Raw genomic sequence first — 14,641 nt, 5'->3', positions numbered from 1 at the left:
TGTAAGTTATTCTGGTTATGAAATATGAATGAAATATTTATGGGTTGAATGTAATTATTTGCTAAAATATATAAGTATAGGGTGCCATTGTATACCAACTTTGGAATAAAACAGCTTTAATATAAAAATGAGGGATCACCATTAGGAATAATGTATGGATATATCTTCTGCTTATTATAATTACTCTTCCTGTAGTATCAATTTCATTTTACTTAGGAGGTCTGGTGCCGGGAATTTTGAGTTTTTGTATCGTCCTCATATTGTGCAGAATTATCTATCTCTCTTCATCACGTTTTATTTTGAAGTGGTATGGATGTCATGATTTTCCATCCGGGGAATTTGGGAATATCTCTGAAATGTTAGATGCTCTTTGTAGTGTATTCTCTGTAAAAAAGCCAATAATTCATTTATTTGAATCATCCGTTCCTGTAATTTTCACAGTTGGTTCAAAGAGAAAATCTCATATTATTGTTTCCCGCAGGTTGCTGGATCTTCTGGAAAAGGGTGAATTGGAAATGATCTTTGCACGGGAACTATCCCGCATAAAAGAAGGAAAGGTGGCTCAAAACACTTTTGTAGCACTAGTTGCAGGTATCATTGCTTCATTTTCAACTATTGCCTTATGGATGGCTATGCTTGCTGGCTTTGGTCAGGAGAACGATCCCGCCCCAAAATTCATACGATTTGTCGTTATGGGGGTCATTATGCTGCCGTGTTCATTGATTGTTTACGCTGGAGCTTCTGATTCCACTTCAAAAGCTGATACTGATGCAGTTAGAATGATGGGTAAAAAAGTCGAATTATCATCTGCATTAAAAAGACTATATAATGACATACTGCTTAATTCCATGGAGTATTTTAACCCCGGGCATGTACATCTGTATGCTATGAACCCTGTCAAGGTCAATTCATTTTTTGATATTCATCTCTCTCTCTTTGATATGAAGCCTGATCTTTCTTCACGTTTGAAAGCCATTGATGCCATAGGGACTGGTGTAAGTCAGGAAAAGATTATTAGAAAAAGAACGGATGGGGTTGAGGTTTAAACATGTTTACAGAGATCAATTATTTTTATACAAGCCTTAAAGACTGGCAAAAAGCAATGATGTTCAGTTTTATTTCTTATTCAATCATTCTTTTTGGTCTTATTGTGGCTATTACTTTTATATTAAAAGATTTTAAGTTCCTGCTTGTATTGGGACTTAGTTTTGTTTATATGGGCACTGTTATAGTTATGATGTTCATCTTAATCAGGATATTCAAAAAGAGATTAATAGAACGCTGAATGCATTCTATTTTTTATTTTCTGTTTATAATGTACATGATACCGCCTGCAGTGACTGCAAATATCATCCAGCCTATATGTGTGTGGACTACCATCATAACGTCCATTCCATAGAGGTATGCAGTGATATACAAAATAAGTACTCTGATAAGATTTGCAATATATGCGATAAGAACTGCAAAACCCAATAAGCCAAATGTCTTTTTCATGTCCATTTTTTCAATTCTTGAATAACCGGCAACAATGCCTATCAACAGGAACATTGAATAAAGTCCGGAACAAGGTCCGCCTATCACTATGGTCATGGGCTCAGCACCATACAAGATAACAGTTTCTGTGGCTATTATTTCTATTGGGATTCCAAACATTTTTATGAATGCCACAGTTGGCATAAGGACAAAATAATGGTCAAACAGATGCAGGAAATCAATGTTGAAATGTCCGAAGAATGAATAGAATATTAAGTATAATCCGGTAAACACAGAGGATATATAAAATCCAAATTCTCCAAGCTGCTTAAGGTCCTTTTTCCCTGTACCCATTGCTATCAATGAAATTCCAAGGAAAAAAACCATTGAATCAAGTGTTCCCAGTTCGCTGCTGTTTACATAGTTAAATATAAGGTCTGCAGCTACAATGAACCCACCTATGAGCATGAAGTTCCTTGAACTCTGTAATCCTTCTGTTCCTTTTAATTTCATTCTGGAAATCAGGATTGCAGCTATTATAAAAAGTATTACACCCATTATGGTAGAACCTTCACTGAGTTCTATTGTTGCCCCCGTGAAAAGTGCAAGTACTAATAGGATAATTACTAAGTTTTTGTTTTCATCTTGCATTTTTTGTACCCATTTACAGAATCATTAAAATGATATATATATTTGACTGAAGTCCTCATCATCATCATTTTTTGAGCAGGTGCTAACTTTATATAGTTTATAATTTATATTTTGTCTCTGTTTAGTAATCCGTCTAAATAACAGGGTGATATTGTAATATACTATGGGAGTTCCTGTTTCAATAATACTTAATGCACATCAGTTGAATTTGATTACTTAAACACTAAAATGTACATATTGATTATCATCTAACACTGAGGTTCTGTCTTGAGAGATTTCACATTATCCAAATATGAAGAACTTATTAAAGCAATAGGGTCTACGGAATATAAACCTCTGCCAGTCCTTGATTATCTGTCATCACCAGAAGGAAAGTGCATCATACTACGTCATGATGTGGACCGTGCAGTTGACAGGAACCTTGATATGGCAAGGCTGGAAGCAGAATATGGTGTCAGATCAACTTATTATTTCAGACATGTGAAAGATGTTTTTATCCCTTCAGCTATTGAAGAAGTAGCCGACCTTGGTCATGAAGTTGGTTTCCATTATGAGGTAATGGACAAAGCACAGGGTGATAAGGAAAAGGCTCTGGAAATATTCAAAGCAGAACTGGAAGACCTACGTAAATATGCTGAGGTTACAACTGCATGCATGCATGGAAATCCTTTTGCTTCGTGGTCCAACAGGGATCTCTGGAAGGATCATAATTATACAGATTTTGGTATTGTAGGTGAACCTTATTTTTCCATTGATTACAGCAAGGTGCTTTATCTCACAGATACCGGAAGAACCTGGGCGGATCGCAATATCCGTGTAAAGGATGTTCTTGCAAGTCCTGATAATGAACTGAGTGTCAGGTATGGGAAAACCATAAAATCTACAGATGATGTTATTAATCTTGTGAAGCGTGAAGAGGTTGAGCAGATGTGTATCCTTGCACATCCTAACAGGTGGTGTGATGGAATGCTGGGTTGGACCAAAGAGCTTGTCTTCCAGAATCTCAAGAATGTTGGCAAGGCCGGGATTATTCAATACAGGAAACTCAGGCCATAATTATCAGGTGGCAATCTCTATACAAATTTATACTCAGGTGGAAACTATATGTCAATGGATGTTGAATTATTAAATAATGGTAATGAAGACGGATGGAGGGAATTTACTGCTTCTCATGATCATACAGGTATATGGCATACACTTGAATGGCGTGATATACTGGCAAGCGAGTACAAATTCAAATCAAAGTATCTGCTAGCTAAAGACAATGGTGAAGTATGTGGTGTTTTCCCTCTATTCCAGATAAAGAGCCCGATAACAGGTAATCGTATAGTTTCGTTGCCTTTTTCTTATCATTGTGGACCAGTAGCAACTTCTGATGATGCATATCTGGAATTGATCAAGGAGTCACAGAGGGTGGCTGATGATCTGGGATGTAAATATGCAGAAATGAAGATGCTTAATCCGCTTTCTGAAAATGTTGTGAAAAACAGTAATTTGATTGAGAATCTTTATTTTCATACCAGTATTTTAGATCTTTCTTCAAATCCGGACGATAACTGGAAAAAACTTGATTCCAGAAGGACACGATGGGCGGTAAATAAAGCTATCAGGTCAGACGTAACTATTCGTACCGAGACTGATATTAGCGATTTGAAGGCTCATCATAAATTAAAAATATTAACTCGTAAAAAACATGGTTCTCCTGCTCCTTCATTTAAGTTCTTCAAAAAAATAATGGATAGTTTTGAAGATAAAGGAGCAGTTAAGTTGTGGGTTGCTGAACATGAAGATAATGTAATATCCACTCTCATGTTTTACACATATAAAGACATAGTTATGCCTGCATATATTGCATCTAATGATGCTTATAACTCTCTTATGCCCAATAATCTTCTTTATTGGAGATCAATAGAATGGGGCTGTAATAATGGTTTTAAATATTTTGATTTTGGAAGAACTGAACCAAATAATGAATCTTTATTGAGCTTTAAAAGGAAATGGGGATGCAATAATTTTAAGATTCCTTACTATTATTATCCACATCAACCAAAACTCATGTCACAAAACAGGCATGATTCAAAGACAAGTTTCATCAGAAATACCTGGAAGAAAATGCCTGATTCGGTTCTAGAAGTATTGGGTCCTCAACTATTGAAACATGTAGGTTAATTGTTTGTGATTCAAATGAAACTCAATCCATCTCTTATTCCCAGGTTTAATATAGATTATCGTCTGAAAGACATGGTTGCAGGTTTAGGTGCTATTTTCTTAAAGAAGGAAATGGATGATGGAGTTATAAGTTCCATTTTCTCAACAGACAATGTTCAATTTGCAAATTACAGCAGAACAGGTATTTGTCTGATCTTACAATCTCTTAAATTATCGCCAGGTTCTAAAATAGGTGTTCCCTTATATTCCTGTACTGTTGTTTTTGATGCAATTATTAAGGCTGGCCATGTTCCAAAGTTTATTGATATCAATGAAAACTACACTATTGATCCTGATGATTTAGCGGATAAAGTCCATGAAATAGATGCTTTGATTGTGATTCATACTTTTGGGCGACCGGCAGATATGGATTTAATTAAAGAGGTTGCATCTGATATCCCTATTATTGAAGATTGTGCCCATTCTATATTCAGTGAGTATAAAGATACTCTCACAGGTCTTATTGGTGATTATTCATGCTTTAGCCTTCCAAAGTATCTTTCTGCCGGTGGGGGAGGAATGATTTTCACAAATACGGTTTCTAATACTGATGATCTTAAATCCTTAATTAATTCCAGTGAATCTCCTTCTCTTTCTGAAGAGTTGATGCATATCATGGTAATGTATGCCCGGGCTTTTTTTTATCACAAACCATGGTTTGGACTTTTTGCACTTCCAATAGGGTTAAGCATTGAAGGAAAAGTTGATCTCATGGACAAGAAAAGCTTTGACATCAAGAAAATAAATTGTTCTGATAAGTATGTTGCAATTGAAAAGTTAAAAAAATTCGATGCAAAAGTTTCAAAACAAAGAGATAATTCTATGTTTTTGCTAAATGAATTAAGACATAGTCCGTTAACTCTTCCATTTGAAAAACCAGATACTCTTTGCAATTATTATTTGTTCCCCATTTTAGTTCCTGAAGCTTATCAGCGTGATTTACTATGTGATTATTTAAGATCCAATGGTGTGGATTCTTCTACATTATTCAGTCAAACGCCTGAAATTGCTGGAATAAAGTATGGATATGAAGGTGATTGTTCTTTCACAGAAGATATTGCTGGGAGAATATTGACTATTCCAAATCATTACACTCTTTCAAAAAAGGAACTTTCAAAAATAGTAAGTTTGATTGACGCTTATTCATTTCAAAAAAATATCTAAATTAGAAGTCTTTAATATGCAAGAAAAAGGTTATTATTATGATTGTGCATAAAATTATTAAAAAAATAGCTAAGTTTTTTGCATCAACGTTTCCTTCTAATGGTATCAGGATTCTTTTATATCGATATGCTTCTTACAACATTGGAAATGACGTTTACATTGGAAATAATGTCCTTGTAATAGATCGTCTCTCTGATCTACAAAATCTCTTTATCGGTGATCGTGCTTCTATTTCATCCGGAGTGACATTTGTTACTGCTTCTTCTCCAAATAAGTCACGTATAGTACCATATGTGGAAAATGTTTATGGGAAAATAGTCGTAGAAAATGATGCGTGGATTGGTACAGGGGCAATAATACTTCCAAATATTACAATAGGTGAAGGTGCAATTGTAGGTGCCGGGGCTGTAGTAACGAAGGATGTTCCGGCTTTTACTGTAGTTGCAGGAGTGCCTGCTAAAAAAATGAGTGAGGTGATTGTGGATGAAAATTATGCTTGATGTGAGTCACCCCAAAGATATTAATGTTTTTATGAATGTGATTGCTGCCCTTCATGAAGGGGGACATGAAATTAAACTTATTGCAAGGGCTAAAGAGAACACTCAAAAAATAATAGAAAAAAAAGGTCTTAAAGCAGATTATGGTCCGCATTTCACAAAGTTTATTTCAAAAATTATTGGGATTCCATATATTGATTACTGGCTTTTAAAAAAAGCTCTTAATTTCAAACCGGACATTTTTGTAAGCTTTGGTTCTCCTTATTCTGCCCACGTAAGCCGTTTCCTAAGAAAACCTCATATTGCTTTCATTGATACTGAGATTGCAAGCTTTGCAATCAATTTGATGCTTCCGTTTACAGACGCAGTATATACCTCGAATTCTTTTACTCTTGATCTTGGTACTAAACATAATAAATTTAATTCATATCTTGAACTGGCATATTTGTCTCCTTCTTATTTCTCTCCAGATAGATCAATTCTGGATAAATATGAACTCAAAGAAAAGGCATATATTGTCCTTCGTCTTTCAGCTTTGTCTTCTCATCATGATATGAGTGCGCAGGGATTTTCTTTTAGTTCGGAATCTGAGTTAGAAGAATTTATTCAGAAAATGAGTGAATATGGCCGAGTAATTATCTTTTCAGAAAAAACAAACTGGAATATCATATGTCAATATAGCTTAAATATAGATCCTGATGATTTTCATCATATCTTATTCTATTCAAAAATGTGTGTCGGCGAAGGTGCAACAATGGCTTCAGAAGCTGCAATACTAGGTGTACCTGCGATATATGTGTCAAATACAAGGCGTGGATATCTGGATGATCTTGAAAATAATTATGATTTATGTTATACTTTTAGTTCTAAAAATGAAGCGTTAAAAAAAGCTATTTCTATATTTGGTGAGAATGATTATCTGGATAAATGGGAAGAAAAGAGACAATTTATGCTAGCTGACAAGGATGATATTATTAAATATATAGTAAATGAAATAGAAAACAAGGTACAGTGATTTTCTATGGTTTCAAACAGTTATTTTATTGTAACGCCGTGTAAAAACGAGATCTCAAATCTTCCAAAATTGATAGATTCGATTGTATCTCAGAGCATAGTACCTAAGTTATGGATTGTTTATGATGATGGCAGTACAGATGGTTCATCTGAAATACTGGCAGATTTTGAGCAGCAGTATTCCTGGATAAAGATATTAAAAGGTGAAGAATCCCGGAGAGATCTGAGTTTCCATTATGCAAGAATTGTGAACATGGCATTAAATAAAGCTATGGATATTTGTGATGAATGTGAAACTAGTTGCCAATATGCTTCTTTAATAGATGCTGATATGGTTCTGGAAAAACAGTTTTTTGAAAAACTCATTTCACGCTTTGAAGATAACAAAAATCTAGGTGTTGCAAGCGGTAGCGTTGTCTATGATTTTGATGACCTTTCAACTCTGGAAAAAGGAAGAAATGATCTCCCAATTGGGGGTCTTAGAATGTGGAGGATAGAATGTCTCAGGCAATCAAAAGGTTTCCCAATAAGTTACTCTGCAGATGCCGTTTCAAATGTCCTGGCAACTCTTAATGGCTGGGATACGAGGAAATATGATGATATTCTTGGCTTACAAACCCGCCGTACAAGCAGTGCTGAAGGAATGTGGAAAGGATACAGAGTTAAAGGTGAATCCGACTACTTCCGGGATTATCACCCATTTTATGTTTTTTTCAAGTTTGTAAAATATAGTTTTTCTTATCCATTTTACATTGGATTGGCTTATATGGATGGTTATTTGTCGTCTGTCATTCACCACAAAGCCAAATTAGATATACCTGAAGTGAGGCATTATTATCGAAACAAACATAAAGAAGTAATTAATTACTATTTGATCAAATAGGCTCAGATATTTTTATATAATGTTTTGCTGTATATTAACGGGCAAATTGCAAATCTCTCTAATCAAAAAGGTTATGATATGGCTAATCCAATTACAAGGAGCAGTATTGATATTACATCAAAGGGTATTAAATATCTCCTTTTCTTACTATTAATTTTGTTAAATTTAGTTCTCAGGATTCCAAGTATCCCGCATGAGAAAGGATATGATTCATTTTATCTTCACTCTCTCGCCAATTCAATATCGATATTTGGTGATGCGCAATGGTGGGTTCACTGGTTATCAGTATTTGGTTTTTATGCTTATTCATATGCTAGTGCAGTACCATATGCCTTATCGGGAATAAATCAATTGACATCTATAGAAATGGAATTAGTTGTCTTGGTTTATTGTACGATTACAGGTATTATTGCTATATTTACATCATATATTTTAGCAGGAAAAATCTCTAATAAGTTTTCATATAAATACTTTGTAGCATTGTTTTTTTCAGTTGCTCCCGGTGTAATGCTTTTCTCTACATGGGAAGTTAGTAGCAGAGGACTTTTTATTATTTTTTTACCCTTATTTATTTATTTGCTTTTATCTCAAATGGCAGTCTCTAAAAAAACAATGTTGTTGCTTATATTACTGGTTTTCCAATTTGCAGTTCACCATTATGGCTTTATATTGCTACCTATTGTTATGTTATATTTGTTTTTTGTTTTATTAAAGAAAACCAAATATTATACTAAAGCAATAGAGTTATCTCCTTATATTCTTATTATAATGCTTTTTGCACTAATCATTTTGCCTTTTATCAGTAGATCTCTTATTAGTTCTGGTTCTAGGTATAGTTGGCTTATAACCTCCTCAATAACTATAGTCAGACAAGTAGGTCCTATAGCATTTGTTGCAGTAGGTGGATTTATTTATACTTTATTTAAAAAGAACAAGTCCACATATGACCTTTATTTATTATGTTTGTTGACTATGTTCATGCCAGCTATATATTCTCACATTTATGGAGCCTACATCTTATTATTGTTTATTATCTTATTTGTAGGTCCTTCTTTTGTAAATATAGTTGATTTAAACTCCCATAAAAAAGTAGTTTCAGTTTTTTTAGTTACAATTATATTGGTGTCTGTCTCTTTTACAGGCTTTTTTAATCATTATCGTACTGGAGATTCTGAATCATTTTGGTATATGGATGACGGAACATATGTTGCAGGAATATGGGGTAGAGAACACATTCCAGATAATTCATACGGTTTAGATACCGCGTTCCAAACGGGTAGAATGTTTGCGATTTCTGAAGGACATCCTATAACACCCACGGCCAGTGCAGGAAATCTAGCATACGGATTTATTAATGAGAGTGAGATTGAGTATGTTGAATATGGTTTCCTTGACAAAGCCTTCTATTTTGAAGGTCCATACACAGTGAAGCCTGGAACGACTGTATCTGGAAAAATGGAATGGCTTAGGCAAACTGCATCTAATATAGATCAACTACAAGGGTTTGATTATTTTGTTCAAGATAAATATTATTCAAAACCTGTTACTTTTGTGGTTGATAGTCATTACAATAAGATTTATGATGGCTCACGAATAGCAATATGGAGAGATGTTATAACATAATAATATTTATGTTGTTTGTACCACAATTATTAATATATTTATATGATGGATATGTTATAATTAGTGTGGGTTAGATATTAATTAATACCAAATTTAGGAGCTATTCTATATGAAAAATGAGTCTAATGTTATTTTTTACTATCCTTTAGGTGATGGTGCTCCTTCTCTTGTAGGTCGAAATATTTTTTTACAATTATTTAATATGAGAAAATCTCTTCCATTTGATGAACTATCTCTCTATTCTCACTCAAAAAACATAGATTATTTAAAAAATAAATTTGAAGATATCAATATTTATACTGAAAAAGATATTTTTAATGTCTCTTCGGGATTAGTTCACATTCCAATAAGCCCGCTTCTTTTTCCAAACAGTAAATTACTTCTTCATTTATATGCGAAAATGAAAAATATTCCGCTTATTTTCAATTATCATGGTGATATTAGAACCGAGATGGCTTTTGATTTCAAAACAAATAAAAATATTAATTTATCATATGTACCAAGTTATCTTTTCTTGCCTTATATCTTAAAAAGTGCCGATCAACTCATTGTACACTCATATTTATTTAAAAACTTAGTTGCAGATTCATATGGTGTAACCAATTCAAAGGTAATACCAAATGCAGTAGATGATTATTGGTTCTCTTCAGAATATGAACAAATTACTTTAGAAAATGGATTAAAATTATTCTATCATGGTCGGCTCTCTGGTGAAAAAGGAGTAGATATTTTAATTAAAGCAGTTCATAAATACATACATTCTGAAAATAACTTTGAAATAATGTGTTATATATTGCAGGGGATGGTCCTCAAAAAGGATACCTTGAAAAATTGGTACGCAAGCTGGATTTACAACAAAATATTTTTTTACTAGGATTGATTGATAAGAAACAAATAAAAGGATATTTAAGGAAAGTTGATGTTGCAATCTATCCTTCTTTGTGGGATAACTTCCCACTTTCATATATTGAAGCATTTTCATGTGCTGATTGTCCTGTTTTTTTTTCAAGAAAAGCAGGTATTTATGATTTTGTTTCAATCCAAGGGAATAAGTTATGCTCTTTTGATCCATCAGTAGATAATATCTGTAATATTATTTCATTGATAGCTAATGATAGAATAGATTTAGACGTTGTTAATGAGCAAAAAAAATTTGCTATAAGGTACAATTGGCGTAATGTGGTAAATGATTATATTGAGTCATATGCTCAATATTTATATTAATGGTGTTTAAATGGTACTTACAAGGAATAACAAGTGCATTCTTTCAATATGTGATATCTCTCCTTCGAAACTTGGTTCATTTGAAGAGTTCTTAATATCACTTAGCAAAGAACTTTCAATTAATGGATTCAAACATATAATAGTCTTTAGAGATTATCCAATACCTTCTGTTGAGAAATTATTATTAGATGCAGGTGCGGTTATCGAAATACTAAAACCATCTAAGTTAAGCATACTTAACTTATGTTCTTTTTATTCTCTAATTAAAAGAACTCGTCCTGAACTAGTGCATTTTCATTTTTATCCTATCTATACAATTGTAAATTATCTAAAGTTCTTTTATGGTATACCTGTAATCTATACTGATCATATGGGCGGAAAAAAAGCAAAAAACAAAATTAAAAAGTTTTTGCGAAAGCCATATTATTATATCAACTTTCTTATGTTTGATATTGGAATAGATAGAATAATCTGTGTATCTAACTTTGTAAGAAGAAAATATTATGTTGAATATGGCATAAAAAGCACCAAATTAGATGTAATTTATAATGGAATTAATGTTGAAAAGTTCTCTCAAAGAAATGATACTGATCAAATACTGGCTAAGTATGGAATTAAAGACGAGATTGTGATTTCATGTATCGGCTTAAGAACAGATAAAGGCCCTCATTATTTGGCAAAAGCTATCCCTACAATATTGGAGGGGATTAAGAATTTAAAAGTTATTTATGTAGGAGAGGGTGAATGTAAAAAACCAATTCAATCTATTTTAGAGCAACGAAATATTCAAGAAAAGGTTATTTTTACTGGAAATGTTCCTGATTTATCTGAAGTATATAGTATTTCATCAATTGTTGTAGTTCCTTCTATTTTTGAAGAAGCTTTTTGTTTTGTTGCAGCTGAAGCTATGGCATCAGGATGCTGTGTAGTAGCCTTCGATTCAGGGGCTATTAATGAAGTATTGTACGATACAAGTTTTGTAGTTCCAAAAAATTATAAGTTGCTTGGAAATAAGGTTGCAGAATGTTTGAAGTTAAATAATGATTGTCGAATTGGAAAAAAGCATGTTATCGAGAATTTTTCTTTAGATACTAATATTAACCATCATTTAGTATTGTATAACAGTCTAATAAATAATGTTTGAGATTCAAAATCCTATTCTTATCACTTTATTTGAATGCAGCATTTCATCCTCTTTATTAGTTTAACTTAAGTACAGCTCAAATGTGTCTTTTGCAATTTTTTCCCACTGATACTTTATTTCCACTTCTTTTCTACCGTTAACACTCATTTCAATGGATAATTCTTTATTAATTAAAAGTGTTGTAATCTTATCTGCTAAATCGTTTGAATCTCCAACTTTAAATGTACAACCATTTTTATCTTTTATTATATCTTTCATTCCTCCTATTTTCGATGCAATAACTGGGGTTCTACATGCCATAGCTTCTAATACGACTATTCCAAAAGCTTCATATTTAGACGGAACTACACAAATATCTGCAGATTTCATATACGAGAATCTTTCTGCTGAAAGAAAACCTAAAAACTCAATATTTTCCTCAAGTTTGAAGTGAGTTGTCAATTGTTGCAATGTATGCAATTGATTTCCATCACCAATTATATATAATTTTACTGTTGGGTATTTTTTCTTTACCTTTTCAATTGCTTCTATAGCAATATCACAGCCTTTTATTTTAACTAACCTACCAACAAAAATTATTGAAGGTTTTTCTAGATTCTCTCGTTTATGAGTTTCATCTATCATTTCAATATTTATTCCATTTGGAATTATATAAATGGATGGTTTATTGTTGCTAATAGTTTCAATTGATTCCTTTATCGACTTTGAAACAGCTACAACTTTGTCTGCATAAATGATACTTTTTTTTTCGTAATGTAATTGGATAGCGAGTACCGCATATTTATAATATTTTATCAGTGATTTATATTTTACTTCTAATTCCTTCCTAATAGAACCATGGACTGTCAATATTATTTTCTTGTCAATGTTGTTATCACTCTTTTTTAGGTCGGTTAATACCTTTGCATAAGGTAAATATGCTCCATGCACGTGTATAACTTTTGGATTTATTTCTTCTAATTTTTTTAAAACAAGTGATGGCCCAACAAATAAATTAAAATGCAATGTTTGTTCATATTTGATAAAATGTATTTTTATCTTGTTTTCTTCTAAAAATGCATCTCTCTCTGAAAAGCTAATTATATGAATTTCATGTTCTTCCGTTTTTGCTAATTGGGTTGATAAATTATGTATATGATTTTTTATTCCTCCCTCTTCACTAAATGTACCAACCATTGCAATTATCATATTTCATCCTTCTTCATTATTATTTTACTGACTTTATAGCGTTCAATATTTTAGCAAGCACTTTTTTGTCGTATTCATCTACTAAGCCAATATAGTAAGCTATTATTACATATACTAATATTGTAGTTATAACCAAAAGGTGTAGAGATAAAAAATTTGATGTAAAATAGACATATGTACAAACAATAAAAGCCATTTTTAATGACGACTTCATTCCATAATATACTTTATCTATTGTTACATCTTTTGTAATATAATGGAACATAATTGCCATATTCAATGCTTGTGTAATGACTGTTGCAATTGCAGCTCCAACATAACTATAATGGGGTATTAATATATAATTAATCATTATATTCATAAATGCACAAAGAGCTGTAGATATTGTGGTAACTGATTGCTTGTTGGCAGAAACTAATAAGCTACCAAATAAATAATTAATAAAAAGAATTGCAGTAGCCCATGAAAGTATTTTGAATACATCTGCAGATTCTAAAAAGTCGATTCCATAGATCGCTAGTATAATTTCTTCTGATAGTAAATACAAGAACAAAGCTAACAAAAAAGCAGAATTAAAAAGGTATTTTAATGCTTTTAGGTATGTAAAAACAAAAGTTTGTTGCGCTTTTTCAAAATACTGAGACAATAAAGGATACATTGAAATCATAAATGTGCTTGGTATGAAAAGAACAGCTTCAGTTAATCTGAATGCAGAACTATATATCCCTACATCATAGTCTCCTTTCATCATTGATAGCATTATCACGTCTATCCTAAAAAAAATAATTATAAAAAATGATGATAAAGCGAGAGGTAATGATTCTTTTAGTAAACGTTTCCAAAGATTAAAATCAATTTTAAAGCTTGGTTTTATTATCTTTTTTGAAAATATGAACATCAAGAAGCTATGTATTGCATCTGCAAAAACAGTTACAAAAACTAACCATAAAATACCAATGTCCATATAAATAACCGTTAAAACAGCTGCTAATAAAAATATGCGGCTTACCAAACTAAACAATACGGAATACTTCATTTTAAAACTAATTTCATATATTACTCCGTAAGGTGAAATTGCTCCTAGCAAAAGACTTAAGCCTGCAATACTGATTATATTTTTTGTATCTAACGGAATATTTTGTATGTCCGTACTAACGATCGCTAATAAAAAAGCTATTATGGATAAAATAGACGATATAAGTATTGCATTACCTAATATTTTTTCTTTAATTTCATGTTTTCTTGATGTCTCTCTTACAAGTATTGTATGCAAGCCTAAATCAGAAATAATTGTAAAAAAAGAAATATATGCAAACGCAAATGCGTATTTTCCGTATGCTTCTGCTCCTAGATATCTAACTAAATACATTACTGTAAAAAAACTGATTATTTTTGTAGTTACTCTTCCTAGCAACAGAAATCCTGTATTAGCTGCAATTTTTTCAATGGTACCTTTTTCTCGTATATTTTCCATATTATTCTCGCCTATTGATTACAGCTATTTAATAGTTTCCGACATAACTTTTAAGAAGACTATTGTATTATTAAATTAATAGAACTCTTTTTATATAT

Annotated in this window: 15 protein-coding genes; 12 read left to right on the top strand and 3 right to left on the bottom strand. The window is 32.2% G+C overall.

Annotated features, from left to right (window positions below; genetic code table 11):
• The first annotated feature begins 224 nt into the window (after nt 1-224).
• Both V7O61_RS09610 and V7O61_RS09605 read left to right on the top strand, forming a co-directional pair.
• The gene (locus V7O61_RS09610) at nt 225-1,046 is read left to right on the top strand and encodes a M48 family metallopeptidase (protein ID WP_407281969.1); all 822 of its coding nucleotides are present in this window, start codon (nt 225-227) and stop codon (nt 1,044-1,046) included.
• A gap of 2 nt (nt 1,047-1,048) precedes the next feature.
• Nucleotides 1,049-1,285 carry a hypothetical protein gene (locus tag V7O61_RS09605; RefSeq protein WP_023846223.1) on the top strand — a complete coding sequence of 79 codons (237 nt, stop codon included), beginning with the start codon at nt 1,049-1,051 and terminating at the stop codon, nt 1,283-1,285.
• 14 nt (nt 1,286-1,299) lie between these two features.
• Here the strand turns inward: V7O61_RS09605 and artC are convergent, their stop codons facing one another.
• Nucleotides 1,300-2,124, bottom strand: a complete 825-nt coding sequence (artC, locus tag V7O61_RS09600; protein ID WP_023846224.1) for an archaeosortase C — start codon at nt 2,122-2,124, stop codon at nt 1,300-1,302.
• A gap of 267 nt (nt 2,125-2,391) precedes the next feature.
• Between artC and V7O61_RS09595 the strand changes: the two genes are divergently transcribed.
• The 10 genes from V7O61_RS09595 (at nt 2,392) to V7O61_RS09550 (ending at nt 11,881) form a co-directional block, all read left to right on the top strand.
• On the top strand, nt 2,392-3,180 hold the full coding sequence (locus V7O61_RS09595) for a hypothetical protein (protein WP_407281971.1): 789 nt from the start codon (nt 2,392-2,394) through the stop codon (nt 3,178-3,180).
• Between the two features lie 48 nt (nt 3,181-3,228).
• A complete protein-coding gene (locus V7O61_RS09590; protein WP_407281972.1) occupies nt 3,229-4,293 on the top strand; it encodes a GNAT family N-acetyltransferase in 1,065 nt (354 codons plus the stop codon).
• 15 nt (nt 4,294-4,308) lie between these two features.
• Nucleotides 4,309-5,496 (top strand): DegT/DnrJ/EryC1/StrS family aminotransferase, encoded by a 1,188-nt coding sequence (locus tag V7O61_RS09585; protein WP_407281974.1) that lies wholly within the window; start codon nt 4,309-4,311, stop codon nt 5,494-5,496.
• Between the two features lie 38 nt (nt 5,497-5,534).
• Nucleotides 5,535-5,996, top strand: coding sequence for an acyltransferase (locus V7O61_RS09580; RefSeq protein WP_288068659.1), 462 nt, complete (start codon nt 5,535-5,537; stop codon nt 5,994-5,996).
• Nucleotides 5,980-7,008, top strand: coding sequence for a DUF354 domain-containing protein (locus V7O61_RS09575; RefSeq protein ID WP_407281976.1), 1,029 nt, complete (start codon nt 5,980-5,982; stop codon nt 7,006-7,008). The genes V7O61_RS09580 and V7O61_RS09575 overlap by 17 nt, the downstream gene beginning before the upstream one ends.
• Nucleotides 7,009-7,014: 6 nt before the next feature.
• A complete protein-coding gene (locus V7O61_RS09570) occupies nt 7,015-7,890 on the top strand; it encodes a glycosyltransferase (RefSeq protein WP_407281977.1) in 876 nt (291 codons plus the stop codon).
• Nucleotides 7,891-7,968: 78 nt separating this feature from the next.
• Nucleotides 7,969-9,513, top strand: coding sequence for a hypothetical protein (locus V7O61_RS09565; protein ID WP_407281978.1), 1,545 nt, complete (start codon nt 7,969-7,971; stop codon nt 9,511-9,513).
• Nucleotides 9,514-9,622: 109 nt separating this feature from the next.
• Complete coding sequence (locus tag V7O61_RS09560) at nt 9,623-10,387, top strand: glycosyltransferase (RefSeq protein WP_407281979.1); 765 nt, start codon at nt 9,623-9,625, stop codon at nt 10,385-10,387.
• Nucleotides 10,297-10,737 carry a glycosyltransferase gene (locus V7O61_RS09555; RefSeq protein ID WP_407281980.1) on the top strand — a complete coding sequence of 147 codons (441 nt, stop codon included), beginning with the start codon at nt 10,297-10,299 and terminating at the stop codon, nt 10,735-10,737. The genes V7O61_RS09560 and V7O61_RS09555 overlap by 91 nt, the downstream gene beginning before the upstream one ends.
• A 10-nt stretch (nt 10,738-10,747) precedes the next feature.
• On the top strand, nt 10,748-11,881 hold the full coding sequence (locus V7O61_RS09550; protein WP_407281981.1) for a glycosyltransferase family 4 protein: 1,134 nt from the start codon (nt 10,748-10,750) through the stop codon (nt 11,879-11,881).
• A 60-nt stretch (nt 11,882-11,941) separates the two neighbouring features.
• On the opposite strand, the gene V7O61_RS09545 is transcribed toward V7O61_RS09550, so the two are convergent.
• Both V7O61_RS09545 and V7O61_RS09540 read right to left on the bottom strand, forming a co-directional pair.
• On the bottom strand, nt 11,942-13,069 hold the full coding sequence (locus V7O61_RS09545) for a glycosyltransferase family 4 protein (RefSeq protein WP_407281982.1): 1,128 nt from the start codon (nt 13,067-13,069) through the stop codon (nt 11,942-11,944).
• A gap of 19 nt (nt 13,070-13,088) precedes the next feature.
• A complete protein-coding gene (locus tag V7O61_RS09540; RefSeq protein WP_407281983.1) occupies nt 13,089-14,543 on the bottom strand; it encodes a flippase in 1,455 nt (484 codons plus the stop codon).
• Nucleotides 14,544-14,641 lie beyond the last annotated feature (98 nt).

It is taken from the genome of Methanolobus sp. WCC1 (genome assembly GCF_045690315.1).
Lineage (GTDB): Archaea > Halobacteriota > Methanosarcinia > Methanosarcinales > Methanosarcinaceae > Methanolobus > Methanolobus tindarius.
This window is presented reverse-complemented; position numbering and strand designations above follow the sequence as displayed.